The sequence below is a fragment of the Candidatus Methanoperedens sp. BLZ2 genome (assembly GCF_002487355.1).
GTDB lineage: Archaea > Halobacteriota > Methanosarcinia > Methanosarcinales > Methanoperedenaceae > Methanoperedens.
The window spans coordinates 152,166-178,060 of record NZ_NTMG01000085.1 but is presented as its reverse complement, the minus strand read 5'-3'; the positions used below and the strand labels follow the sequence as shown (position 1 = coordinate 178,060).

General features: G+C 42.1%; 29 protein-coding genes. 10 read left to right on the top strand and 19 right to left on the bottom strand.

The window, feature by feature from the left end:
• From CL181_RS19575 to CL181_RS19555, 6 genes are all read right to left on the bottom strand, one after another.
• Positions 1 to 1,263 (bottom strand): ABC transporter permease, encoded by a 1,263-nt coding sequence (locus CL181_RS19575; RefSeq protein WP_097301018.1) that lies wholly within the window; start codon positions 1,261 to 1,263, stop codon positions 1 to 3.
• A 2-nt stretch (positions 1,264 to 1,265) separates the two neighbouring features.
• A complete protein-coding gene (locus tag CL181_RS20765; RefSeq protein ID WP_176505354.1) occupies positions 1,266 to 1,436 on the bottom strand; it encodes a hypothetical protein in 171 nt (56 codons plus the stop codon).
• A 149-nt stretch (positions 1,437 to 1,585) separates the two neighbouring features.
• The gene (gene phnE / locus CL181_RS19570; RefSeq protein WP_097301017.1) at positions 1,586 to 2,353 is read right to left on the bottom strand and encodes a phosphonate ABC transporter, permease protein PhnE; all 768 of its coding nucleotides are present in this window, start codon (positions 2,351 to 2,353) and stop codon (positions 1,586 to 1,588) included.
• The gene (locus tag CL181_RS19565; protein ID WP_176505353.1) at positions 2,340 to 3,056 is read right to left on the bottom strand and encodes a phosphonate ABC transporter ATP-binding protein; all 717 of its coding nucleotides are present in this window, start codon (positions 3,054 to 3,056) and stop codon (positions 2,340 to 2,342) included. The genes phnE and CL181_RS19565 overlap by 14 nt, the downstream gene beginning before the upstream one ends.
• 1 nt (position 3,057) lies before the next feature.
• Entirely contained in the window at positions 3,058 to 4,032 is a 975-nt protein-coding gene (phnD, locus tag CL181_RS19560; protein ID WP_097301015.1) for a phosphate/phosphite/phosphonate ABC transporter substrate-binding protein, read from the bottom strand.
• Between the two features lie 11 nt (positions 4,033 to 4,043).
• A complete protein-coding gene (locus CL181_RS19555; protein ID WP_097301014.1) occupies positions 4,044 to 5,336 on the bottom strand; it encodes a Fe-S-containing protein in 1,293 nt (430 codons plus the stop codon).
• Between the two features lie 194 nt (positions 5,337 to 5,530).
• On the opposite strand from CL181_RS19555, the gene CL181_RS19550 reads away from it, so the two are divergent.
• From CL181_RS19550 to CL181_RS19525, 7 genes are all read left to right on the top strand, one after another.
• Positions 5,531 to 5,872, top strand: coding sequence for a metalloregulator ArsR/SmtB family transcription factor (locus CL181_RS19550; RefSeq protein WP_097301013.1), 342 nt, complete (start codon positions 5,531 to 5,533; stop codon positions 5,870 to 5,872).
• Positions 5,873 to 5,880: 8 nt separating this feature from the next.
• A complete protein-coding gene (locus CL181_RS19545) occupies positions 5,881 to 6,990 on the top strand; it encodes an ATP-binding cassette domain-containing protein (protein WP_097301012.1) in 1,110 nt (369 codons plus the stop codon).
• A 5-nt stretch (positions 6,991 to 6,995) separates the two neighbouring features.
• Positions 6,996 to 7,163, top strand: a complete 168-nt coding sequence (locus tag CL181_RS20760; protein ID WP_176505352.1) for a hypothetical protein — start codon at positions 6,996 to 6,998, stop codon at positions 7,161 to 7,163.
• Complete coding sequence (locus tag CL181_RS19540) at positions 7,160 to 7,444, top strand: 4Fe-4S dicluster domain-containing protein (protein ID WP_097301011.1); 285 nt, start codon at positions 7,160 to 7,162, stop codon at positions 7,442 to 7,444. Before CL181_RS20760 ends, CL181_RS19540 begins: the two co-directional genes overlap by 4 nt.
• A gap of 28 nt (positions 7,445 to 7,472) precedes the next feature.
• Entirely contained in the window at positions 7,473 to 8,864 is a 1,392-nt protein-coding gene (merA, locus tag CL181_RS19535) for a mercury(II) reductase (RefSeq protein ID WP_097301010.1), read from the top strand.
• 39 nt (positions 8,865 to 8,903) lie between these two features.
• Positions 8,904 to 9,119: a heavy-metal-associated domain-containing protein gene (locus CL181_RS19530; RefSeq protein WP_097301009.1), complete on the top strand. Its 216-nt coding sequence runs from the start codon at positions 8,904 to 8,906 to the stop codon at positions 9,117 to 9,119.
• Positions 9,120 to 9,195: 76 nt separating this feature from the next.
• Positions 9,196 to 9,573, top strand: coding sequence for a CopG family ribbon-helix-helix protein (locus CL181_RS19525; protein ID WP_097301008.1), 378 nt, complete (start codon positions 9,196 to 9,198; stop codon positions 9,571 to 9,573).
• On the opposite strand, the gene CL181_RS19520 is transcribed toward CL181_RS19525, so the two are convergent.
• Entirely contained in the window at positions 9,570 to 10,511 is a 942-nt protein-coding gene (locus tag CL181_RS19520) for an arsenic resistance protein (RefSeq protein ID WP_097301007.1), read from the bottom strand. The two genes, CL181_RS19525 and CL181_RS19520, sit on opposite strands and share 4 nt — an antisense overlap.
• An 87-nt stretch (positions 10,512 to 10,598) precedes the next feature.
• Between CL181_RS19520 and CL181_RS19515 the strand changes: the two genes are divergently transcribed.
• Positions 10,599 to 12,743, top strand: coding sequence for a cation-translocating P-type ATPase (locus tag CL181_RS19515; RefSeq protein WP_097301006.1), 2,145 nt, complete (start codon positions 10,599 to 10,601; stop codon positions 12,741 to 12,743).
• A gap of 50 nt (positions 12,744 to 12,793) precedes the next feature.
• Here the strand turns inward: CL181_RS19515 and CL181_RS19510 are convergent, their stop codons facing one another.
• The 4 genes from CL181_RS19510 to CL181_RS19495 form a co-directional block, all read right to left on the bottom strand.
• Complete coding sequence (locus tag CL181_RS19510; protein WP_097301005.1) at positions 12,794 to 14,191, bottom strand: 4Fe-4S binding protein; 1,398 nt, start codon at positions 14,189 to 14,191, stop codon at positions 12,794 to 12,796.
• 17 nt (positions 14,192 to 14,208) lie between these two features.
• Positions 14,209 to 15,624: a hypothetical protein gene (locus CL181_RS19505; RefSeq protein WP_097301004.1), complete on the bottom strand. Its 1,416-nt coding sequence runs from the start codon at positions 15,622 to 15,624 to the stop codon at positions 14,209 to 14,211.
• The gene (locus CL181_RS19500; protein ID WP_097301003.1) at positions 15,617 to 16,267 is read right to left on the bottom strand and encodes a class I SAM-dependent methyltransferase; all 651 of its coding nucleotides are present in this window, start codon (positions 16,265 to 16,267) and stop codon (positions 15,617 to 15,619) included. The genes CL181_RS19505 and CL181_RS19500 overlap by 8 nt, the downstream gene beginning before the upstream one ends.
• A 70-nt stretch (positions 16,268 to 16,337) precedes the next feature.
• Positions 16,338 to 16,937, bottom strand: a complete 600-nt coding sequence (locus CL181_RS19495; protein WP_097301002.1) for an AsnC family transcriptional regulator — start codon at positions 16,935 to 16,937, stop codon at positions 16,338 to 16,340.
• A 323-nt stretch (positions 16,938 to 17,260) separates the two neighbouring features.
• On the opposite strand from CL181_RS19495, the gene CL181_RS19490 reads away from it, so the two are divergent.
• Complete coding sequence (locus CL181_RS19490; RefSeq protein WP_097301001.1) at positions 17,261 to 18,121, top strand: SDH family Clp fold serine proteinase; 861 nt, start codon at positions 17,261 to 17,263, stop codon at positions 18,119 to 18,121.
• Positions 18,122 to 18,162: 41 nt separating this feature from the next.
• Here the strand turns inward: CL181_RS19490 and CL181_RS19485 are convergent, their stop codons facing one another.
• The 5 genes from CL181_RS19485 to CL181_RS19465 all read right to left on the bottom strand — a co-directional run bounded on the left by CL181_RS19485 (position 18,163) and on the right by CL181_RS19465 (position 22,449).
• Positions 18,163 to 18,381 carry a hypothetical protein gene (locus CL181_RS19485; protein WP_097301000.1) on the bottom strand — a complete coding sequence of 73 codons (219 nt, stop codon included), beginning with the start codon at positions 18,379 to 18,381 and terminating at the stop codon, positions 18,163 to 18,165.
• Between the two features lie 9 nt (positions 18,382 to 18,390).
• The gene (locus CL181_RS19480) at positions 18,391 to 21,144 is read right to left on the bottom strand and encodes a heavy metal translocating P-type ATPase (RefSeq protein ID WP_255251648.1); all 2,754 of its coding nucleotides are present in this window, start codon (positions 21,142 to 21,144) and stop codon (positions 18,391 to 18,393) included.
• Between the two features lie 258 nt (positions 21,145 to 21,402).
• Positions 21,403 to 21,582: a CsbD family protein gene (locus CL181_RS19475; RefSeq protein WP_097300999.1), complete on the bottom strand. Its 180-nt coding sequence runs from the start codon at positions 21,580 to 21,582 to the stop codon at positions 21,403 to 21,405.
• A 49-nt stretch (positions 21,583 to 21,631) separates the two neighbouring features.
• Entirely contained in the window at positions 21,632 to 22,006 is a 375-nt protein-coding gene (locus CL181_RS19470; protein ID WP_097300998.1) for a cupredoxin family copper-binding protein, read from the bottom strand.
• 125 nt (positions 22,007 to 22,131) lie between these two features.
• Positions 22,132 to 22,449: a carboxymuconolactone decarboxylase family protein gene (locus tag CL181_RS19465; protein ID WP_097300997.1), complete on the bottom strand. Its 318-nt coding sequence runs from the start codon at positions 22,447 to 22,449 to the stop codon at positions 22,132 to 22,134.
• A 485-nt stretch (positions 22,450 to 22,934) separates the two neighbouring features.
• Here CL181_RS19465 and CL181_RS21620 point away from each other — a divergent pair, with 485 nt between their 5' ends.
• Complete coding sequence (locus tag CL181_RS21620) at positions 22,935 to 23,084, top strand: lmo0937 family membrane protein (protein WP_141398983.1); 150 nt, start codon at positions 22,935 to 22,937, stop codon at positions 23,082 to 23,084.
• 501 nt (positions 23,085 to 23,585) lie between these two features.
• Here the strand turns inward: CL181_RS21620 and CL181_RS19460 are convergent.
• Genes CL181_RS19460 through nrfD form a run of 3 tightly spaced genes read right to left on the bottom strand, consistent with a single transcriptional unit; the run spans position 23,586 to position 25,887 of the window.
• Entirely contained in the window at positions 23,586 to 24,155 is a 570-nt protein-coding gene (locus CL181_RS19460) for a hypothetical protein (protein ID WP_097300996.1), read from the bottom strand.
• An 11-nt stretch (positions 24,156 to 24,166) separates the two neighbouring features.
• A complete protein-coding gene (locus CL181_RS19455; RefSeq protein WP_097300995.1) occupies positions 24,167 to 24,730 on the bottom strand; it encodes a molecular chaperone in 564 nt (187 codons plus the stop codon).
• Positions 24,731 to 24,732: 2 nt separating this feature from the next.
• Complete coding sequence (gene nrfD, locus CL181_RS19450) at positions 24,733 to 25,887, bottom strand: NrfD/PsrC family molybdoenzyme membrane anchor subunit (RefSeq protein ID WP_097300994.1); 1,155 nt, start codon at positions 25,885 to 25,887, stop codon at positions 24,733 to 24,735.
• Positions 25,888 to 25,895 lie beyond the last annotated feature (8 nt).

Sequence of the window (25,895 nt, the reverse complement as noted above, 5' to 3'; positions counted from 1 at the left end):
TTAATCACCCCTGAGTATGACGGATGGTTCTATTTCAACAGCCTTTTTCACCGGCAGCATGCTGCCAAAAAGAGCAACAGCCAGCGATAGCAGCCCTGAGATCAATACAGGGAAAAGGGAGGGATTTATGATAGCGCCGAATACCCACATGCCCACCATCCTGGCCAGTGCAACGCCAATAAGAATTCCAATTGCTCCGCCTATGATGCCTGTAACAGCCGCCTCTGCAAAGAAAAGCCCTGCGATTTGATTTCCATCGGCACCTATCGCTTTCATCAACCCGATCTCTTTTTTCCTCTCGAAAATCGAGGTATTCATGGCGGCTGCGACACCGAGCGATGCTGTGGTCATAGCTATTCCTGTGATCAGGAACATAAGCCATTCAAATTTTTTAAGCAGCTTTCCTTCGTTGTCCGCCACCTGCCTGATGGGCCTGGCATTTGCATCAATAACCTCTTCGATCTGGAACATTATGGAGGAAATATACGGTGTGCAGTACCAGATTTCATATTGCTCAGGCGGGAGCCTGGACGGGTCTATCTCCTGTGCAGGCTCAGGTTTAGTTAATGCACTGACCACGACCCGGTCAGCCATGCCCTGCTTCCCGAAAAGCATCTGTGCATCCTTGAGGGATACTGTCACCTGCTCATCCTCATCCCCGCCAGTGGAGAGAATACCCGATACTTTGAAAGTTTCATTGTTATTGCCGGACTCTGCCATGAAAAGATCTCCCTGCTTTAACCCTAACTTTTCAGCAGCATTGACACCAACAAGCGCTTCCCCAACAAGCGCTTCCTTCTGTGCAAGCCATTCTCCATCCACCTTCCACCAGGGCGCGATTGTTTTTATTCCTGTCCTGATAGTTTCTTCTTTCTCTTGCGCTTTCCTGTTCCCGATAAATGTAGTGTTGATCCCCGGTATCCTGATCTCCTCGTCAAAATAGGCGCCGCTCAGTACTATTTCCGTATCTTTTATTTTTACAGTATCACTGAGATAGGGAGAATATCCTATTATGTTGTGCCTCCAGAAAATGGTCTTAATTTTGTAGAGTTCGCTCTCGTTTATGAATGCGCCTTCGGATGAAGGCTGCAAAAGAATGTTTGCGCCATAGCTTTTCAACTCCTTTCCCATTTTATCATTGATATCAAATGATACTGTAAGAAGGGTTGAGGCTATAGAGGCGCCCATGACAACAGCGAGTACTGCCAGGGCAATTCTCAGCTTTCTTCTCCGGATGGCGGAAGAAACAAGGTGATAGAACATGACTACTCCACGAAAATCCGGATTACCGGAGTTTTTGGGTCGTACTTGTAGAACTCATTCTGAATCTCTACATTTTTGGTTTTATTATTGCAATTTACGAGAGCGAGAATTTTACCAACGATGAATTCTGCATCTTTTTCGTTTTTGAGATTTATTCTTAATGCTTCTATCATGCCGTCACCCCATAGCAGGGGATATACCTAACCCTAAAAACAGTTCTAATAGATAGGATAGGATTTGGTTCGGGTTAGACATATCAATCAGTAATTGTTTTGTTAACATATAAATCATTCGGTATTGCGAATTTATTATTTAGGATAGCCTAATAAGGCATTTGTGTTAAAAATTTGTCCCTTATCCTTGCACTTATAAAGTCGATGATCAATACCACTGCCAGTGTTAGCAGAATTGCTGTTGTAAGTCGCTGGTACTGGAAAAGCTGGATGTAGTTCATCATGTAGAACCCTATGCCTCCGGCGCCTACAAAACCGAGTATGGCAGAAGACCTGACATTGTATTCGAACATGAAGAAAAGCTGGCTTAAGATATGGTTCATCGATTCAGGGATAATTACGAAGCGTATTTCCTTCAGGCGGGATATTCCCGTTGCCCTGACGGCCCCGATGACTTCCTGGTCAACTGCCTCAAACGCTTCGTAGTAGAGCTTGCTCAGGTAGCCAACGGAATATATCGCAAGACCTAATGTTCCGGGAAGAGGCCCAAGGCCGAAAGCTACGGCAAATATGATCGCCCACAGGAGAGCAGGTATGGTCCTTATAGCTCCAAGGACAAGCCTTACAAATGCGCTTATGCTTCTTCCCGATATGTTGCGGGCTCCAAGAAGTCCAAGAGGAAAAGCTGCAATAAATCCCAATACAGTGCCCATAAGAGCCATCTGGATGGTTTCGAATAATGAGTAAAATAACGTTCCAGCAACTCTGAAATCGGGCGGAAAGAGGTCGCCTGAAAAAACGATGAGATTTTTACTTCCCGAATAAATTTTCTCGATGTCGAAAAATCCTATAGAATAAGCCAGATATAATACAATTCCTGAAAAGATTATTGTACGAACTATGTTATGTGAAGACATCCTTTACCTTATCCTGGTCAAGATCCCCTGAACTTATCTCTCCGATCCTGGCTCCATTTTTCATGATCACGGTGGTTTCACTATAATCACGAGCCAGATTAATATCATGCGTTGCAATTATTAACGTAGTATCCTTTCCTTTTATTTTTATCATCATGTCCATTATCTCCCTGGCAGTTACAATGTCAAGGTTAGAAACAAATTCATCCGCAAGAATAATCTCCGGTTCCTGCATCAATGCCCTGGCAATCGCTACTCTTTGCCTCTCCCCGCCGCTTAAGGTATAGACTTTCATGTCAGCTTTGGGTGCAATGCCCACCATGTTCAAGTATTTCAGAGCAAGTTCCACTTCTTTTTTCGGGAATACTCCAAGCAAAGTACCCGTAAACCCTATTCTGGAGTGGGCGCCTATAAGGACGTTCTCAAGAGCTGTACGGCTTCGAACCAGGCCGAGCTGCTGCGGGATATAACCGACTTTATGTTTTTCAAGCTCGCCAATGCTCCCTTTGATACATACTGACCCGCTGCACGGTTTCAGGAGGCGGGTGATTATCTTGAAAAGAGTGGTCTTTCCGGAACCGCTTGGCCCGATTAGAGCAGTTCTCGCTCCGCGTTTTATCTTTAAGTCAATATTCTTTAGAGTGTGGTTGCCCCTGTCAGGGGAATACCACACATTGCGAAGCTCTACCGCATATTCTTCCATGTTATCCCAGTTTTTCTGTGAGTTTGTAACCCGTAGCATTCAGGGCGGCGGATAAACCTGCAAGATGCTCCTCATTGCTTGTTTTTTTGAATCCGACGAAAATCGCCGAAACCAATTTTCTCATCAGGTCATTGTTTTCAGGTTCATTCAATTCCATGAAGGCGTTTATCAGTTCTGACCTCAAAGGCTCTTTGAGGTTTTTGCCAAAAACCACGCCATGCGAAGGAATGGGACCCTGCGTCTCTATTACGCGAGTATTATCCATTATCTCCTTAAAAAGCGTCCCTGAGACATCGCCAGCTATCACGCCTACATCAGCCTGACCCCGCTTCAGCGTATCCCATGCGGGACCGTATCCTCCGGGCGTAGCAACCGTGCCAAAGAATTCTCTGGGATCGGCTTCTTTTCCCTGGGCTGGTTTTGATATTAAGCCTTTTTCAACAAGCTTTGCAACCGGGAACAGGTAACCTGAAGTAGAGGTCAGGCTTGCATATACGGCTCTTTTTCCTCTCAAATCTTCCAGTTTTGTGTAGCTGGAATTTTTCATGACAACATAGTACGAATAATAATAGGTCTGGTTTGTCTTTTCACCATCTATTATGACCTCTCTTACTTCAGAGAGCACAACATCGGTTCCTGCCAGCTTTGCCGAGGCAGCAATCGGCCACGCACTCATCAAGCCGACCTGCGCATGTCCGAATCTGAGAGATTCAACAACAGCAGAGTAGCTCATGGGTACATACACATCAATATCGGCATTTACCCTTGATTCCAGGAAATTTTCAAGCTCCTTTGCTTTTGGCATTATTTCTTCAGCTTGCTGCGTGGGCAGAATAGCTATGGTTATTTTTTGTCTGGTTACTTGCGTTGTTGTTTCGGGTTGTTTTTGTTCAGCTTGCTTTTCCTCTGGCGTAACGCAGCCAGATAAGAAGATTGCTGCTATGATTAATGCAGCAATTGTTATCGTTTTTTTCATTTTTAACTCCTTTAATTCTTGAAAAGGTCAGCCTTTTCTTTGATATCCCCGGTTTTTATCACAATCTGTTCACCCTCAAGTGTGGAATTAAGAGGGATGGGATTGCATCCTCCCCCCATTTCCAGACTATCGCGATTAATTGGTGCGCCGCATCGCTTGCATATCAATTCGTCTCCTTCCTGTACATACCCTGCAGCGCCGCACAGGGCACAGGCATCATAAGCTACGGCAGCGCTCCCATCGCTCTTTGTCATTGCCAGGATCCTCACATTTGCTTCGCCTGAACTGCCATGCATCGGGCAGGCTTCACCTGCCGCATGCTGCATATCGCAAACGTATTTATGCAGATTTCCGTCTGATGCGCTTGCTATGGGGATCTTTACCACGCCTCCTGCTGCGCTCACTTTTTCAGGCTTTGGGTCTACGCCCGCCGGCAGCGCCGATATCTGGGCGCTCACGAAAGCAAATATTAAAAATGCTGTTACTATGCCTACTGTGATTTTCCTGTTTCTCTCTTTACGCATGGCACCGAGCGCTTTTCTTTTTTCAATGCCTTCAATACCCTCAGTGCTGACCTGTTTCCACGGTACCATTACAAATAACAGCACAAGGAAACCAAGCATTATTCCCGTGAATAGAATGGATGCCGACTCTTTCACCAGAGGACCTATTATACTCATTCCGGTCTGGCTCAAGTTTATAATTCCCACTTCCGACCACTCATGAATACCGCCGATTATCAATTGGAAGATTATTACGGCAAGCATCACGCCTGTTATCTTGAAGAATCTTCCGAGGTCCATCTTAAGGCTGCCTTTAATGAACAGGTAACCGAATAGCCCAGCCAAACTTAAACCAGCGGCGCCCTCCAGTACAGAGAATATATTTGCCTCTTTTGCTGTTGCAGACAGGAACAATACTATTTCTGCTCCTTCCCTGTATATCATGAAAAATGTAAGCGCCAGGACTCCGAGCGCCTGCCACTTATTAAGGGCGCTTTCAATGCCCTGCTCTACATCCTGCCTGATGTGTTTCGAAGTTCGGTGCATCCATACAAGCATCGTTGCAAGGAAGATTGCAGCTATGAAGAACATCAAACCCTCCATAAATTCGCTCCATTCTGCCAGGAGCATCTGTATTGCAATGGCGGTTGCGATGCTTCCAACTACAGCCGCAATGATTCCAGCGTACACATATTTCTTCAGCGCCTCTTTATTGGTCTTGCCAAGATATGCAAGTATTATACCAATTACAAGCGCTGCTTCTATTCCTTCTCTTAAAGTAATTGTCAGTGTTTCAAACATTATCTCACCTTTATTAGGTTTACCTAATGTTTTATAATGCAATAGTAGTTATTAAATATTTCGGTTAACCGAATATTATGTTTCTGATGAGCTTAGTATTAAATAATCTTAGAGCGCAAAGGCCGCTCTGGATGAAAGGATGCTGATTTTATTCCAAAATCTATTTATAATAGAACGTATGAACATACATACATATGTTAAATGGAGATTTGACTACTGCAAAAAAATATTTCTTCAGCGCATTGAGCGATGAAACCAGGCTTTCAATACTCTATGCATTGAAAGAGAACGGCGGAATGTGCGTAAATGATATCTGCGAGGCGACAGGAAAAGACCAGAGTCTCATCTCGCACCATATGGCATGTCTGCGAAACTGTGGGCTTGTAAACACCGAAAAAGATGGAAAATTTGTGGTTTACTCGATAAAGAACGAGCTTATCTCACAAATTCTTGATCTTTCGGATAAGCATGTGAAGGAAATGTTTGAAGGAATTCTTTCTTGCGAGGTTGTAAAACAACACTCTCTAAAATCATAGCAGGTATTATGGAGAGAGACAGCGGAAAAGTGGATGTAAGGATCGGGGATATATGGGTTGATATGACCGAGAAAGGAACAGATTTCAGGGGGCGCGCAAAACCGCATATAGGTTATTTGCATCAGGAATATTCCCTTTATCCTCACAGGAATGTATTGTCTAATCTGACCGAGTCGATAGGTCTGAAACTTGAGCCTGAACTGGCAAGAACAAAAACGATTGCTGCATTGAAAGCAGTGGGCTTTGATGAAAATACAGCACATGAGATTTTAGAGAAGACATCATATGAGCTCAGCGTTGGAGAACGTCAGAGGGTGACAATGGCGCAGGTTCTCATAAGAGAACCGAGGATTGTTATTTTTGACGAACCAACAGGAACGATGGACCAGATCACAAAGAACGAAGTTGCAAACTCGATACTGACAGCAAGAAAAGAGACGGGGACGACATTTGTTATAGTTTCTCACGACATGGAATTTGTCAGGAATGTTTGCGACCACGCTGCGCATATGAAGCTTGGCAAAATAACAGCGATGGGAGATGTTGGTTCGGTGCTTGAAGAAATTATGATCGAAGAAAAAGCAGATAGGGAAAAGACCCTTGAAGACAGAAATAACGACCTGGAAAGATTTCTTAAAAGAGCTCAGCAGTGCGCAGATCTGAATGTTTTGAACGATGTTGACTTTTATGTATCAAAAGCAAAGGAGACTGCCGTAAAACTCAACAAGGATATCAGCATCGAGCTTGAAAGGCTAAAGCCAGCATATCGAAAAGGAATCTCTGAAATGCTTAAAGAAGCAGAAAGATATGCATCAGAAGGGCAAATCTATGAAATGCATGTGTATATAGAAAATGCAATAAATTATGCAGCTAAAGCAGGTATCGATATTTCAGGGGAACTTCCGAAATTTATGCATACATACGAGGAAGGCCTCAAAGAGGCTTTGCAGGAAGCAGAAAAGCATGAAGCTGAAGGTTTACTTGGCATGTCGTATCAATATATTCATAGAGCAGGCAATTATGCCGAAAAGCTTGGAAAAAACATAGAGGATATCTTAAAATCATTACCGTGGTATGAGAAATGGACGCTTACAGATATACACATGAAATTGAGGTGAAAAATATGTGCATGGTCGGAGATGTGCCCGAATTCGATATAGAAAAAATAGAAATGGATTTGAAAGAATACGTTTGCCTTGATTGCGAAAATAGATTTAAAGGACTTGGAAAAAGCATAATCTGTCCTGCCTGCAAATCCAGCAATTTTGAAACTGTGAGTGTAGAAAAATGAAGAGTTGCTGCTGTGAACTTGATGATGTTGCATATTATCAGGGTGAAACAAAGTCAGGCGAAAAGTGGACTCCAGCCTTTATAGAATATGTTGATAAAGAGAAATGCAACGGCTGCGGGATGTGCGTGAAGGTCTGCTCAAAGGGAGTTTACGAGATTAAGGAATTAAATGGCAGGAAAATCTCAGTCGTTGTAAACGCTGGTAACTGCGTGGGGGATGGGAGCTGCCACATGGTTTGCAAACCGAAAGCAATGGTGTGCGTACCAAGGAAAATAACATAATCAGTGGATATAGAAATGAGGTTATAACATGGACAAATTTGACTTAATAATCATCGGCAGCGGCTCTGCTGCTTTCGGGGCGGCGATAAAAGCCGTAGATTTAGGAGCAAAAGTGGCGATGGTTGAGAAAAGTACAATCGGCGGCACCTGCGTTAACGTTGGCTGCGTGCCAAGCAAGCACCTCCTCAGGGTCGGGGAAATCAACTATTACAGGAATCATGGTCACACTGGATTGGACGTTACCTCATCCCTTGACTTCGCTGGCACGATAAACGAGAAAAGAGAGATTGTGGAGGGCTTGAGGAAGAGCAGGTATATTGATGTAATTGATGCTTCAGGGATAACTCTTCTGAGAGGGCAGGCTGTTTTTGATTCCAAAAACGAAGTAAAAGTGAACGGCAGGACTCTACATGCCGATAAGTTCGTTATAGCCACAGGTTCCTCTCCACATATCCTTCCTATAGAAGGTATAGACAGCGTAGATTACCTGACCAACGTAGAGGCTATGGAGCTATCCGAACTCCCTGAATCAATGATAGTGCTGGGCGGAAGGGCTATTGGTCTGGAATTCGCCCAGATGTTCGCTCATTTTGGAACAAAAGTTACAGTGATCCAGAGAAGTCCCGGCATAATACCTGAAGAGGAAAGCATAATCTCAGATTATCTCAAAGCCTATCTTGAGGAGGAAGGCATAAATATTCAGACCGGGGCAAGTGTCAGAAGTGTCAGGAAAGAGAACTGTAATATCGTAGTAACTGCATTTTTTGGAGACGAAAAAAGAGAATTTAAGGCTGAAAAACTGCTGATGGCAACAGGCAGGAAGCCCAATACGAGGGATTTAGGTCTGGAAAGAGCAGGTGTTCAGGTTGATAAGAACAGCGCAGTAATCGTGGATGATGAGATGAGAACCACATCACCAAATATTTGGGCAGCAGGTGATGTTATAGGCGAACCAATGCTTGAGACTGTAGCAGGCAAAGAAGGCTCAATTGCGGCTGAGAACGCCCTGGCAGGTAAAGGGAAAAAGATGGACTTTTCAGCAGTTCCCCATGCCGTATTCACCATACCGCAAGTGGCAAGTGTCGGTCTGACAGAAAAGAAGGCAGAAGAAACAGGCATAACTTGCAGATGCAGCACTATCCCGATGGAACTTGTGCCAAGAGCAGTGCTGGCAAAGGATACACGGGGACTTGTAAAAATGGTGATCGATGCAGAAACAGAGCGCATACTCGGCGTGCATATAGTGGCATCCCTGGCGGCGGATATGATTCATGAAGGAGTGCTTGCTGTAAAATATGGAATGACGATTAATGACATTATAGACACGGTTCATGTTTTTCCCACAATGACAGAGGCGGTAAAACTTGTGGCACAGTCCTTTAGAAGGGATATCAGAAAGATGAGCTGCTGTGCTGAATAGAGCAGAAAGACGGCAATTAAACAGAAAACGAGGTGTAATATGGAAAAACTGATTCTTGATATCGCTGGAATGCGCTGCGGGGCATGTGCTATAGGCATTGAGCTTGCGCTTGGAAAAAAGAAAGGAGTCAGAAGTGCGAAAGTTTCTTTGAATGAAAGAATGGCAGTTGTGGAGTACGACCCGGCAATAGTGGGAGTATCAGACATTGCAAAGGCTGTAAGCGATCTTGGATACATTGCAACAACAAGAAGTTAAACAGGACATTGAAAGTAAGTGAGCGCTAAAATTTGAAAAATAACTATTTCAGGCAATCAAGCATCATAGAGTATTCATGGTAGTTATAAGCATATCACTCTCAGGCACAGAGCTAAAGGAATTCGACAATATCACGAATAAGCTGGGTTTCTCCAGCCGTTCGGATGCAGTCCGTGAGGCTCTTCATAGATTCGTTGCCCAGAATAAATGGATAGAGCATATTGACAGCGCTACTCCATTCATCGCTACTATTGTTTATGACGATAAGAGAGAGCAGCCGGTACACAACATCATCCATGATTTTAAAAATATTGTCAAATCTGCAACCCACACTAATTTTGGCGACAGGTGCGCTGAGTGGGTAATCCTTCAGGGAGATAATGACAGTATCAAACAGTTTGTAGAGCGCATATCTGCAATAAAGGATGTTACGGTCTGCCGCTGTTCCGTCTAATTTGCATATCCGTACTTCTCCCATAAAGGCAAGACTTTTGAGAGCAATAGCAGTACAGGGATTTCGATAAGCGGCGCAAGCACCAACGCCAGAGCAATCAGAGGTCTATCTGGAAATGCTGCTACTGCTATAGCTAAAGAAAGAGGGGAGTTTTTTGCAGTCGTCGTCATGACAAGACATACAATCCTGCGAAATTCAAAGCTCAAGATCTTTCCAATGATAAGCCCTAATGTAAATATGATCAGATAAAAAAGGAAAAGCGGAAGTAGAAATTTGATAAAAAGAGAGGGGGTTTTCAATAATATGCTCCCCTGCGAAGCAAACATGGAGAATATTGCAAACGCCAGCGCCCACATCTGCATGGAAGAACTCTTTGATATAAGTTTTTCCTTCAAATCTTCAGGTAGCGCCCATCTGGAAAAAGCAGCTCCGAGAATAGGAACTGTGAGAACAAGTCCCATAGCGTCTATGATCATTTTGAGTTCAATATTTATGAGTTCACCCACGAAGATTTTTAGATAAATAGGTAGTAAAGCCAACTGAAGTATAAGGTTCCATGGCAGCAGGGTTAGACAGGCTGGAACATCCCCCCTGGCAATCTTTGTATAAGTAAGATACCAGTCAGTACATGGTGTAACCAAAAGCATGATAAGCCCTATCCAAAGATCCGGAATGTCAGAGAGGAATATCCAGCCAATAACATAGGCCAGAACTGGCGTGAATATAAAATTAAGACCAAGAGAAGCGGATATAAGAGGGCGGTTTCTTGCAGCTTTTGAAACATCAGCAACTTTTACATCTACAAAAACAAAATACAGCATTACTATAAGTGATGGAATTATCAATATCGAAATATTCCCAACAGCCTCGATATTACTTGATGCAAGACCAATGAGTATGGCTGCAAAAAATACCAAAGGTTGGTTTCGGGCTTCCATTTCTTGGACTCATCTCTCTAAACCTTATTAACATTTACCCAATTTCTTAGCACAACCTACTTTTAAAAATATGAACTATAAGTCTCCATGGTCGAGCCAAATGAATGCGAATTGAAAGTAAAAGGCATGGACTGTCCTTCATGCGCTATGAATGTGGAGAACGCTGTGAAGAAATTAGACGGCGTATCTGATATAAGCGTGAATTTCATTACGAGAAAAGCAGCAATAAAGTACGATTCATCCCGCATTAACACATCGCAAATTATAGGTGCTATTGAGAATGCCGGATATAATGCAATTGAAGAGGGAAAAGAGATAAATCACGAAGAAAGCTGCTCATCATGTGCAACTGATATTTTTGAGGAAAAACCATCCATCTGGAAGCAAAGGAGCACGCTGATCATAGCACTTTCCTCTGTATTGCTGACTCTTGGGCTTTATATCGAATTTGTATTGGGAATGCAGCTTCAGGCTAACATCCTCTACCTGATGGTTACTGTAGTCTCCGGATACAGCATAATGAAAAAGGGGCTTTTAGCTCTTCTGAAAAAACGCCTTGATATGAATTTCCTTATGACCATTGCCGCGGTGGGTGCCTTTTCCATAGGTCACGGGGAAGAAGGAGCATCTGTGGTATATCTGTTTTTCATTGCCGAGTTCTTAGAGGATTATGCGGGCGAAAGAGCAAGAAAATCCATTGGGGCGTTGATTAAGCTTGCTCCTGAGACTGCTGTTGTAAAGAGAAATGGAAAGGAGGTAAACCTGCATGTTCACGATGCGAATATAAATGATATTGCGGTTGTAAGACCTGGCGAGAAAATACCACTTGACGGTATTGTAATTAATGGAGAGTCAAGCGTAAATCAGGCCGCTATCACCGGAGAATCAATGCCAGTTCACAAAAAGGAAGGGGATCAGGTCTATGCCGGGACTCTTAACGAACACGGCTATCTTGAAATAAAGGTCTCCAGGAGGTCAGAGGAAACTGTGCTCTCAAAGATCGTGAAAATGGTTGAAGAGGCTGAACGGAAAAAATCCCCGACTGAGAAATTTGTGGATAAATTTGCCCGATATTATACCCCTGCGGTAATATTTTTGGCAGTGGGCGTGGCTACAATTCCAAGCCTTGTTTTCGGTAAGCCTTTTGATGAATGGCTTTATAAAGCACTTGTCCTGCTGGTTATATCCTGTCCCTGTGCTCTTGCCATTTCCACGCCCGTTTCAATGGTTTCTGGAATAACAGGCGCTGCAAAGAACGGGGTCTTGATAAAAGGCGGAAATTACATAGAGGAGATGGCAAAGGCAAAAGTTTTTGTTTTTGACAAGACAGGCACCCTGACCGAGGGAAGACCGGTGGTGACAGATACGCTGGAGGTCAATAATTATCCGGCTAAGGAAATTCTGGAGATGGCTGCATCCATAGAGTCATTATCCGAGCATCCGCTTGCAAAGGCGGTGGTTGCAAAAGCTGAGTCTGAGAGCGTGAGTTTAAAACCTGCCAGCGAATTTAAGGCGATTCCAGGCAAGGGCTTAAAAGGAAACATAAACGGTAAGACCTATTATATCGGCAGTCCTGCAATGTTTTCTGAGCTATCGATCCCTTTCCCGCAGGCAAAAGTCAAGGAGCTTGAAGAGGAAGGGAAGACAACAATACTTGTAGGGAACCGGGAATGTATGGGAATTATTGCAATAATGGATAAAGTCAGGGACGCTGCGCCTGAAACCATACGCTTGTTAAAGAAAAAGGACATGCGTGTGGCGATGCTGACAGGAGACAATGATAGAATTGCAAAGACGATAGCTAACAAGCTTGAGATTGATGAATACCATTCAAATCTCCTTCCGGAAGATAAGGTCAGGATGATCGAGGAACTGAACCAGAAATACGGTAGGGTAGTTATGGTAGGCGATGGAGTGAACGATGCCCCTGCGCTGGCAAAGGCGACTGTTGGTATAGCAATGGGAGCAATCGGCAGCGATGTTGCACTTGAGACCGCCGACATAGCGCTAATGCATGATGATATATCAAAGCTTCCTTATTTATTTGAACTCAGCAAAAAGACATTTGGGATAGTTAAGCAGAATATCTTTACTTCAATTGCAGTAAAAGGAAGTTTTGCTGTTCTTGCTTTTCCTGGCATTGTAACTCTCTGGATGGCTGTTGCGTTTGGAGATATGGGCCTTTCTCTGCTTGTGATAGTGAATGCGATGCGGCTTGCGGTGTTTAAATGAATTTCTCTCCTGATCCTGGAATTCATCTTATATGTAGTAACCCTGCAATATTAGTGTTTATGCATTATCGGCTGCCCGAGCACCCAGAGGTTAAACACGAAAAAGATTAAAACAAATATGAGAACAGGGATATATGCGGAGTCCTTTCCGTAGAAAGTCCGTTTTGAAATATTCTTGCCAACCGATACTGAAAATACCAGCCCGATTAACATCAGCAGCAACTGGATGAGGAGAATGTTATTAATATCAAGAAGCGGGGACGGCATATACCCGGAAGTCCCGAATAAATCCCACCCAAATCCAAAAGGGTCCGAAAGAACAGGAATTATCCCTGCGCCTTCTTCCAGCAGATGGCGGATATTATGGGATAGATGCATCATCAATCCAAGAGGAATGATGGAATATGCATAGCTGGTGAAAAGGTCTTTAAAAATTATTTTCTGAATGAACAATTTTGAAATCGCGATAGCTGTTGAATAAATCAGAACAGGAAGAATCGCTGCTGTAATAAATAATATGAATCGAATGGTATCGTAACCTGCGCCCGTATAAATCATTAAATCACGGGTGAAACCCGCCCACGGTCTTATCATAATCAGTGTCTGAAATATTGTCACTCCCAGGAGCATCAAAATAAACAGTGCTTCATCCATTCTTGTTTTTGTTAACGTGAACAGATCTCCTGCAAAGGAACGAAGATTAAAGGAGATATTATTCCTGTGACAGGTTTTTACACACTCTGTACAGAGAATACAATTAGCATTTTTCTCCATTGTACCCGGATATTCAAATACCGGGCATGCGTATCCATTTTCATTTCCCGATATGCAGTATTTTTCTTTGCATATCTTACAGGTTTCCTTTTCTTTTGCCCTCAATTCAAAAGGAGCGAACATTGAATACAGGCCTATCAATCCTGTTATGGGGCATACATACCTGCAAAAAGAGCGGCGTTCGAAGATAATTGATATTATCACGATCAGACCGAGTAAAGCAACGATAAAATACGCTGTGTACATCGGGCTATTTACAAGATTGAACTGGAAATCTGCCCATGTAATGATTAGAAAAAATATTGCTGCAAAAGAGAGATTCCTGAATTTAGCAGGCCATCTCCTGTTTAAACTGAATGTATCATTAACCTTTTTATATAAAGTCTGGTGCTGAACCCAGTCTCCTGCAGCCCCGAAAGGGCATATCAGGCACCAGATCCTCCCAAACAGAGCCAGGCTTATTATGAGAAGAGACCACCAGATAACCCAGATTGAAATGGTTGCCAGGCTCTTATTGCTGTTCTGGATCCCGAAAAAGCCTGCAAATACGACCAGAACTAAAAGCAAAACTGCTGGCAGGTGGAATAGAAACCGGGTTTTGTGGTTTTTGAAGACGGATAGTATTGATCCATTCTCAAGCAGGTCGTATCTATCTGTTTTATCTTCGTTTTTCATTTCTCGTTTCTTATTTTTTATTTCTTATTCTTCCTCTTAAAAAAACTCACTATCAAAATGGAAAAAATAACAGAGCCCAGCACTGGACCCAGAAACACCATGCCTGGTTTTGTAAAAGAGTCTGTCAAATCATCATTTACTTTCACACTCCTGCTGAATTCCCAGTCCTTACCGTTGTATATTCCATTTGAAAAAAATATATCTCCGGCATCAGTCACATATTCCCCGGATACAGTGTTGTCATACAGGATCTTTTCTGCCTGCCATACAGTGTAGATATTGTCCTGCGATATCTCAATCTGCGGATCGTAATGTTTGCCGCTAACATCGTTTACTTTGATATTGTTATCAAACTCAAGACTGTCATTCCTTCTGATGCTTCTTGAAAAATAAATATTTGATGCGCCTTCCCTTTCATCCTCCCAGACAGCAAAAACCTCCCCGTTCCTGACTGCAATTGAGGGGTGCATTTGATCTTTATTTCCTGTATCGTCATTCATCCGTATGTTTTTATCAAATTTCCAGTTGTCCTCTAACCTGCCTGTTGAGAAGTATATATCAAAATCTTTATTTCTGTCATCGTACCAGGCGATATACACGCTTCCATTCTCAAATGCCAGTGAAGGAGTATAATGGGAAGCGTTTGTGGAATCATCATTTACCCTGACGTTCTGACTGAATTGCCAGATCCCATTTTCCTTTACTCCATGTGAAAAATAAATATCATAATTGCCATTTCTCGCATCAAGCCAGGCAACACATACATTTTTTTCATCATCCACAGCAAGCGACGGCGCATAGTGCCAGTTACCTGCGGGATCATCATTTACCCGCACCGGTTTATCAAATCTGTAAACACTGTTGGTAGAACGCCCGGTAGAACGCCCTTCTGTGAATTCTATATCCCAGGTATTCTTGTTCATCATTGCTGCATATACGGTTTCATTCAGGATTGCAATGGAGGGCAGCACCTGGCTTCCCGTCTCAGCTACAACCGGGAAATCTTTTTTGAACTTGATATTATTTTTTTCGGCCATTGAAAAATAGAGTTCTTCAAACCCGAATCTGTCATCTTCCCAGACTGCATAGATATTGCGGTTATCAACAGCTATCGAGGGAGAACCGTGCCCTGTAGTTCCTTTAATTTCATTTATCCTGATATTTTCATCAAAAACCCAGCCATTCTTGAAGCTTCCTTTTGAAAGATATATGTCCCCGGATTTATGGGGTATATTGTTCATTGTCCTTGTGTAATTGCCATTTCGCTCATCGGCCCAGGCAATATAAACTGTGCCATTATCAGCAGCTAAAGATGGGAACCACTGGAGGGAAGGAGCAGGTTCTTCAGAAGAGATGGCGTTTCCAGCAAAATTTATATTCAGGGCTGTAATTGCAGTTATAAAGATAAGGAATACGCATTTTTGTTTATTCATGTTTTTTTGCCCTGTACAGGGAAAGCGTACCAAAAAGCGACATAAATCTTGCAGTTTCTTCTACCTGTTCAAATCCGGCTTTCCGGAACATATCGGGCAGCAGCCCATCTATGTTCTCTTTTGTTTCCTCAAGATGCCGCAATACCAGTGATATCAAATACGCCAGTGCATTATGGGGTTTCCCGAAGTCTGCAACATGCAGTTCTCCCCCTTGTTTCAGAACCCTGAATATCTCTTTAAATGTGCGGGCTTTGTTCTCTGCTGTCAGATGATGAAAAACAAGGCTTGAAACTACACGGTCAAAAGAGCGGTCAGGATACGGTAATTCAAACGACATTCCCTGGTCAAGTTTGATGTCAATACCTTCATTTATTACTTTTTTCCTCGCAATCTTGAGAATTTCAGGATCTCCGTCAAGACCTGTCACTTTAGCATCCGGATTGGCTTTCTTTATGAGAATAGTTAGTGTGGCTGTACCGCAGCCGATATCAAGTACCTGATAACCCTTTTTTATATTAGCCTGCTCGATAAGGCCGCGCTTGAATGTGGATTCGCGCATGAACAACTGCATTAATGGATCATAAAAAGGTGTGAACCACCCATGGCGCAGTGCCGGAATATATTTATTGTTATTCGTGTCCATACTTTAAATCTTTTTCAGATAATTTGAAAATACAAATAATTCCGGCCTTAGAGCCATGATAATTCTCATTTTAGATCCTGGCTGCCATTTTAGTGTATTTCTTTTCAAACTCGCCCTGGCATGTAGTGCAGCAAAAGAAATAATCTTTGTTATCGAATTTCTTTTTTACTGCATCTCCTGTCACTTTCTTTTCGCAATAAGAACAGGTCAATGTTATGCTGGAGGACGCGAGCGGGATAGTTGAATCCTTCCCGTATGCATTTTTTACTGATAATATACGGATGTTATTCACATCAGTAAGACCTATTCTCTCCTGTATCGCAAGAATCCGCTGCATATCCCCTGCCACTCTTGATACGATGGCTGTATCAGAATCAGAGGTTACATACAGCTCCTTAACTTCTTCAATCCCCCGGAGCTCTTCAGTTATCCTCCTGACAGCGCCTGGCTTTGCATTTACAAGGAGTATCGCTTCTGTTATCCCCAGCTTGGCGTTATCGATATCTATTGTGAATTTATTGATAATCCCGAGTTCAAGCATCCTGTCCACACGGCTCTTGACCGTGGGAACGCTTGTAAGACACCGCTTTGCGATCTCCTGGAATGATTCCCTGCTATTGCTCTGCAAATGTGCCAATATCTTTACATCGAGATTGTCCAGTTCTATCATAATATGTTTACAAGGAGTGTAAACGTAAGTACTTTACGGTAATTCTTGAGGTCTCTTGTTTTACAGATTTTTCTGGCTCAGGAAATTTCTTGTTAAAAAAATGCTTAAATAATTTTTCAAATTTAAACCAAAAATTTCTTTAGCAATTAGATAGTTCTTACATATGCGATCTACCATGCAAGACAAAGATAAAGAAATGATGCTGGTATTTTTATTCATGTTCATATTTATTGCCATACTGGGACTCTCCTCTCTCTGGCTGAGGTATAAATAAAATTAAAATTAAATGCAGATCAATCGGAATTACCAATGGAGGTTTAAGGATGTCAGAAAGATGTATCTACTGCGGTATGGGAATTGAGGGAGAAGGAGTAAACAGGGAAATTGATGGAGAAAAAATTAAATTCTGCAGCCTGCATTGCTCAATTATGTTCGGAGGACTTGAGAAAAAAGGAAGAATGAAAGCAGCAATCATGGTAGAGCGGACTGAAATACTTTCTAAACTGGAGGAAGAAAGGGGGACTAAAGTAATAACATTGATCCACAGAAGGGAGCCGTGGGAAGAAAAAGATGAGAATTATATCAATATCGAGGATACAGAGCATGTTTTAATGAATATAAGGCAGACACCAGAGGATAAGGATGTGGATCTGATTCTGCACACTCCCGGCGGACTTGTCCTGGCTGCTGAGATGATCGCCATGGCAGTGAAGAATCATCCTGCAAAGGTCACGGTCATAGTTCCTTTTTATGCCATGTCTGGCGGTACACTTATCGCACTGGCTGCTGACGAAATTATTATGGAGAAGGACAGCGTGCTCGGGCCTGTTGACCCGCAGATAAAGGATATACCTGCAGGCTCTTTAATCTCTCTGCTCAATAAAAAGCCGATAGGGACCATCTCAGATGAGAACATCATGCTTTCGGATATAGCCAGGAAGAGTCTCGTAAGAGTAATAAAATTAGTAGAGTGGCTGCTGGAAGATAGAATGGAAAGAGAAAAGGCACAGGATGTGGCTGATTTTTTAACGGGAGGATACATAACCCACAGCACACCTATAACATTTGAAGTCGCTAAGGAATTCGGCCTGGAGGTCAAGAAAGGAGTCCCTGATCATGTATACGACCTGTTCAGGACGTTTGAGTTCGGCGCATGTCCAAGGCCGCAGTATGCGAAATATTGAATAATTATTCTGGAAATTCATTCAGTGTTTGTTATTTGTTTTTATTCCTTTAGCCTTTTCTCGATTACTCCAGGCCATATCGAAGCCGATACTATCATCGAAAGAATGAACGCATAAACCATCCCCGCATACACATCCGTATAACTGTATTGAGTGGATGGGCCAACTTTCTGGATAGCAAATATATAAAATAATATGACGATCAATATCGATGTTACCATACTTGCTGCAACGCTGTAAAATCCTGTTTTATTCTCCATATTTCACCTTTAAAGTTTTATCCTCTTCATCAAAAGAGTGTTCATTGTCACGGAAACAGAGCTTGTAGCCATTGCTGCTGCTGCAAGTGCGGGATTGAGCAAAAACGGCGGATTCGTGAACGGATAGAGAATTCCTGCAGCTATGGGTATTCCCACAATGTTATAGAAGAAAGCCCAGAACAGGTTCTGCTTTATCTTTTTCAATGTTAGCTTGCTTAAGCGTATCGCTTTTGCCACATCACGCACATCACTCTTTATCAGGACAATTTGTGCTGACTCGATCGCAACATCTGTACCGCTTCCGATAGCGATACCAACATCAGACTGCATGAGAGCTGGCGCGTCATTAATGCCATCGCCGACCATCGCCACTTTTTTACCTTCGGCCTGGAGTTTCTTGATCTGGGATGCTTTTTCCTCAGGCAGCACTTCTGATAATACAATATCGATACCTACCTGTTTTGCGATAGCATCAGCAGTACGCCTGTTATCTCCTGTGATCATGGCGACCGTAAATCCCATCTTATGAAGTTCACTCACTGCTTCTTTTGAATGCTCTTTCAGTGTATCCGCAACAGCGATCATTCCCACAATTTCATTATCAGATGACACAAGCATGGCAGTTTTCCCCTGGGTTTCGAGTTCTTCCATCCTGCTATTCAGGGGTGCGATATCCATATTGTTCTCAGTCATCAGTTTTCGCGTGCCAACAAGGACCCGCTTTCCACCGGATTTTACTTCTATTCCTCTTCCCGGAATTGCCTTAAAGCTCTCTGCATCAGGGATTTCAATACCACGTTCTTTTGCGCCTTTCAAAATAGCTTCACCAAGCGGATGCTCCGAGCCTTTTTCCGCAATAGCAGCAAGTTTCAGGATTTCAGCCTCTGTTCCTTTAATAGCTATTACATCGGTAAGTGAAGGCTCACCTTTTGTAAGCGTCCCTGTCTTATCAAATACAATAGTATCAAGTTTCTGCGCACGCTCAAGCGCCTCACCACCCTTTATAAGAATACCGTTCTCGGCTCCTTTTCCAGTGCCTACCATTATGGCAGTAGGCGTAGCAAGCCCCACAGCGCATGGGCATGAGATGATCAGGACTGTTATGGAGATCAATAGCGAGAAGAGAAAAGGTGAGGTCATTCCCATCCCGAATGTGGCCGGGACATTGAAATATTCAAATCCGATAAAGAACCAGAAAAAGAACGTTAGAAGCGCAAGCACATGGACTGCAAGAATGAAATGCCCTGCAACAATATCAGCAAGTTTCTGGATCGGTGCTTTCTGGGTCTGGGCGTTTTCCACTAATCTGATTATCTGGGCAAGCGCTGTATCTGCTCCAACTTTTGTGGCCGTGAATTTTATCATCCCGGTCTTGTTCATGGTGGCACCGATAACTTCTGAGCCTACCGTTTTCTCAACAGGTATGCTCTCACCTGTCAGCATTGATTCATCAATTGCAGTAAGACCCTCTATGACCCTGCCATCCACAGGTATTTTCTCTCCCGGTCTTACGATCACCACATCATTGACCATGACATTTTCCACAGGGATCTCTTTTTCTTCACCGTTCACAGAAATTCGGGCTGTCTTTGCACGTAGACCCATCAGCTTCCTTATTGCCTCGGAAGTTTTTCCTTTGGTTAGCGCCTCAAGGTATCGCCCAAGCACTATGAACATGATAAGAAGCGCAGCAGTATCGTAATAGGTATGTTTGTATGCCTCACCAAGGTCAAGGAAAGTTGCTGCGACGCTAATGATATACGCAGCCCCCGTCCCTGTTGCGATCAGCAGGTTCATATCGGTGACCCCGTGTTTTAGACCTCTGTATGTACCCTCGAAGAACTGACGTCCAGGGAACAGCATTACGATGGTGGCGAGAATAAATAGCAGATAATCATTTTTCAGTATGTCAGGAACAAAACCCCAGCCAAGGTTTCGTCCCATATCTCCAAGTGAAATGGGAATTGCAAGAACCAGAGCGATTATGAAATTGATCTTCTGTCTTTTTATCTCTGACTCTCTTGCTCTTTGCTCCCTGTCAGCCTCTGTCTTATCAATTTTTTCAGATGCTGTATAACCTACATTTTCAATGGCTTTTTTTATTTCCGGGATTGAGACTAATTCGGGATCATAATTGATCTTTGCCTGTTCAAGAGGAAAACTCACATCTGCCGAGGTTATCCCGTTTGTTTTCTTAAGGGCGGTTTCTATATTAAGAGCGCATGAAGCGCAGTGCATCCCGCCTATTTTTAACGTGATCTCCTGCTTTGCAACCCCGTATCCGATGCCTTTAATAGCGGTTTCAAAAGCTGCCGGGTTCACCTTTCCCGGATCATACTCGATCGTTGCTTTTTCAACCGAGAAATTGACTGTTGCTTTTTTTACCCCGTCTATTTTATTAAGAACTTTCTCGATATTCTGGGCACATGATGCGCATGTCATTCCTGTAAGTTTCAAAGTGATTTTTTGTATTCCGCCGGATTTAACTTCATTTTTCACAGGTGGTAAAGTGACAGCCTGTGCCTGCTTAACAGGTACAGGGCATGCTTCTTCTTCATCAATGACCTCATACCCGGATGCTATTATCGCCTTTTTTATGGCTTCAAGATCAGTAATAGAAGTATCATACGAAACCAAAACCTGTCCCTTTTTATAATCCGATGAAGCTTTTGTGACGCCTTTAACGCTCTTTGCTGCTTCACTGACCGTTTTTTCGCAGTGCCCGCACATCATGCCTTTGATTTTTATCAAAACGTCTTCCAATTTAATTCTCCTGGGGTTTTTTGAATTTATGCAATAATTATAATACTTTAATTATCTCTATCTTTTATGTTTCTTTTGGTTAAAATAATGAAACTTTTTAATGCAGATTGTTGTTTAATAATAAAATCAAAGCTTGAAGTCTTGCAGAACGTAAAATGAACCAGAAAAGAATAAATGTGAAAAATTTAAAGAAAAGTATGAGGAATCACTATAATTAAGAGGCTTCCTCCCCCTACTGTTTCCTCGATGGAAAATGTTCTATTTTCCAAATACCTTCTTGATCTGACCGGTCTTTTCTTGAAGTTTGCCTACAATTTTTTCTGCTGTTCCTTCGGCTTCCATTTCAGGATCATCGAGGAGCTGTCCTGCAGTTTCCTTGATTTCACCCTTTATTTTGTGAGCCTTGCCTTTTACCTGATCTTTTGTGCTGCTTTTCATAATATTCACCAGTTTCTTAATTTATAAGTGATGATTTAAACTCTCACGATTATCTCACGATTACTTTTCCGCGCGGCATGGTTGGATGGATTGTACAGCTATACTCAAATGTTCCGGCTTGATTAAATTTGTAACTGTATGTTTTACCCGCATCGATACTTCCTGAATCGAATGAGCCTGATACTGAAGTTACTGTGTGTGGAACATTATCATCATTAATCCATGTCACGGTTGTTCCCACCGGGACTTCTGCAGTAGCAGGAACGAAATTAAAGTCTTTAATATTTACCTGTTGTTCGGTGGATGTCTGTGCTGGAGTTGTTGGTCCAGGTGTTGTCGATGCGGGTGTTACCGTAGTCGTTGAAGTACACCCGCTTATTAACACAAACACCACTAACAATCCAATAATCAATGTCTTTTTCATAACTAACCTCCTTAATATAGAATATTTGTATTAAGTACATATAATCCTTTCGCTTGCTTCAGTATCTCCGAATGCTGAATTCCAAACAAAATATCATATACAAATAACCAATCTCCTGGCTTGTTTCAAAGATTTGTTCCGATTATATCATTCATCCAGGAAAATGCTGCAGCTGCTGTTGAGAAGCCGACAGTATCGACCAGGAGAGCAATCGTATGATAAATCTCTTCACTGGATGCCCCTGCTGCAATTGCCCTTCTTGCATGCGAATGGGCACCACCCTCTGACCGCAAAGCAACGCATGCTGCAAGCTGTATTAGATGTCCGGTCTTTACATCAATTGGGCCCACATTTCTGGCAAGGGTACCTGCATGCTCATGAGCCTGAATTAGTTCAGGGAACATTTCCTGAAATGTCAAATAATTCTCGGGATACTCTATCATAATACACTCCTCCTAATAATTCTTATTCAAACTATCTTGCCAAAACCATTTAAATCTATGTTTCAAATATTGCAGTAGGGTGAAAAGATACCCAAAGTTATATTGCCTTTGTTTCTTTTATTCGTATATAAACGAATGATTTTCAAAATTCGTTCTTAAAGGATGTAAATAAGCAATGAACAGCGAAAACGACCCCATGCTTTTAAAAGTAAATGATATGAAAGATTATATATATTGCTCCAATGCGTGCCCTTACTAACGAAAAAGAGTCGGAATGGAATGGAGTTCAACTTCTATGTTGAGCACAAGGAGAAAAGCACAGGAACCAGGGCATTTCAAATGCTCACGTATAAGTATACTGGCATGATGTTTCCAGTTGCGGGAAGAAAAAATAGATTAATGTCTAATTGAGATAATTGAGAGCCAAAAACAGCGAAAGGATTATAAACATTCATTTCAAATAATATCTATGTGGAGGTTAGATAATGGATTTAGTAGAAACATTAATTGTGATCCTATTGATTTTATGGCTCTTGGGGTCGCTCGGTTCAGTTGGTGCTTTAATCAATATATTGTTGGTCATTGCCATCATTATGATACTGATCAGAGTCATTGAAGGTCGTAGGCCGTTATAACAGGCTCAGCCATCCTAAAGTCGGTTATTACAAATCATTTTAGGACTTACACTTTTGATTGTAAATAATCAGCATTTGCATCTCGAATATTAGTCAATGTGGAGTATACAATCTTTGATTTCGCGTATGAATTCTTTTACCATAATTACTATTGTAATTTATTACAATAGTATAAGGGTTTTGCTAACATAATTTTTACTGCGCATATTGTAACTGTTACACTACAATTTACTTAATAATATAAAATTATGCATCGACGGTTTATATGTATATAGGAAATTATTGAGATTAAGGGTACGGAAGATGGGTTTAAGTACAAAGCTTCACTATTTATAGCCGTAGACAGTGAAGAGGACATTGAGGTATTCAAACGAGGGTGTGAAGTTGTAGCAGTTATCGACAAAAATGTTGGAATTGGAAGGGAGGACATACTTGCCCTTGCGTTTAGAATTGCGAAACTCTGCGCTTTTGAATAAATTAAATAAAAATTTAAAATTTTTTTCACCCGCTCAATTGATCAACCTCAGAACTAATTTCCCTTAATGTCTCGATAGCTGATGGAGGCGAGCCAGCTCCCTTATGGCAGCCAATGCAGGCATTATATGTTTCAGCCCATACATTTTCAAAACTCTTAGCATCCTTTTTGGAAGCTGCATCTTTTAATTTCGGAATATAAGTATTGCGGAAATCAGTAAGAGAAGAAGCCCTTTGGGAATCAAGGATAGCAGCATCTTGCAGCGTTTTATCCAATTCATCTATTTCAATTTTTGCAGTATCCCATCTTGCAAACTTTCCTGCATAATCAAGGGAGAGCATTCTGCGACCGATCTCCTGCATATCCCTGATGAACGAAACTTTATCTTTTTCTGCCAGAGATGTTTTTACATCCTTTACAGATGAATCAATTGCTTTTATTGAGGAGTCAATTTCTTTTACTGATGTCTCAAGTTTCTTGACATCAGAAGATACAACGTTTATTTCTCCAGATATTTTTTGCTCAAGGAATATTCCCAAAATTATGCCTATCACTACTGCGGCAAGCACAAGCAATGTTTTGTTTTCACCATTCATTTATCTCACCTCTACTCTTTGTTCATATTTTCAACATTAATAAAATCTTTTAATATCCCGGCAGCATGCCCGTAAAAGCCGATCATGTCATTCTGTTTAACATCTTCACAGAATATAGGGACCCATTTTGAGAAATGTTCCTTCATAAAAGAATCATGCTGGGCGTTGAACCCATTTTCTGTGAGATAATACAGGAATTCCAGTTCAACTGCCACATGATCCGGAAGATCGTGGAATTTTTCAATTACATTCAATCCGGCCTTGTTGTAAAAATCAAGCACAGATAATGTGGAATGTCCCATTATGACATCTTCCCTGTACATTGATTCATAAGGGGGGCATGGAACTTGCGGTATTGCAGTTGTAAAAAGCCTTGTGTACTCTACAGCAAGCATTTCATAGAATTTCTCATCATCCTTTTCCCTGTTTTCCTTTAAAAAAGTGGAAAAACCACTAATAGCGGCTTCATCAAGGAACTTAACATCCTCAATAAAGCCATCCCTCAAATATAAAGTGAATTCCCTGTCAGGTTTATGAAAGATAAGACTTAATATTTTATAATATTCTTTCTCCATAATTAAGGTTGAGAGGGGAGGAGTTTAATAAACCTCAACCCTATAATATATGCTATTCCTATTGCACCAACTACCCCGAGGATAATAGCGACCTCTGCTCCTGAAATTGAATATACGGCAGGTTCACCGTATAATCCCATCATAGTTCTTCCAACCACCTGCTGGGAAGGTACTGATTGACCTGGAATCACAAGGCTGAACCTTTCTGCAAACACGCCAATAACTGCTAGAAGGGATGCTATCTGCACCTTGATCATTGTCTTCTTTGAAGAGAGGATGATTATTGGTAACACTGTTCCGAAGATTATCTGTATCCCCCAGAACACGAAACTGTAAGGGCCTTCGAACAGGAATTTTGACATCTCACCTCCACCCATTCCCCCATAAGTGCGTACTATGTTTTCAATGAATACAAGGAACAACTGTAACAACAGAAAAGCTGTTAGATATTTTCCCAACCCTACAACGAGTTTCTCATCCATCTTATACCCTATCAACTTGAAAGTAACTGTGAGGATCAATATGAGCAACGCTACTCCGGATGTCAGGGCTGCAACAATGAAAAGTATTGGAAGAAGCGGCGAGAACCAGAGTTCTTTAGCTACTATGAAACCAAATATTGCGCCGGTACCTGTGTGTACGAATATCGCAAGAGTTGCTGCCATGGCTCCGAGGAGCTTTGTGATTTTCAATAGATCGTCTCTAAATGTAGTCCAGAGATATACAATTGAGAGAATAATATATCCCGTATATAAGAAAGAATTTACCGCGAACATCGATGAAAGGTTACCTGGCCCATACAGGAATAGATTCATGAACCTATCCGGGCGACCAAGTTCCCCTAATATGGTTGTCAGGGCTCCGATTATAAGGAGGATTGCAAGGAATATGGATACTCTTGAGACAGGCTTGTATTCTTCCTTCCCGAAAACATAGGTCAGGGATGAGAGCATAAGAGCGCCTGCACTTGCTCCTATGAAAAATATTACCGATGTTATAGGCAGGCCCCAGGGAACAATGTTGCTTGTGCCGAAACTTTCATGGCCCTGGATCATACCCTGGATAAATTCGTATAAACCTACAGCCACCATTATTGCCAGGATCCCGATCAAAACGTAAGACCCGGTAGATTTTCCATTAATTTTTGTGTATTCCATGTTTTTGC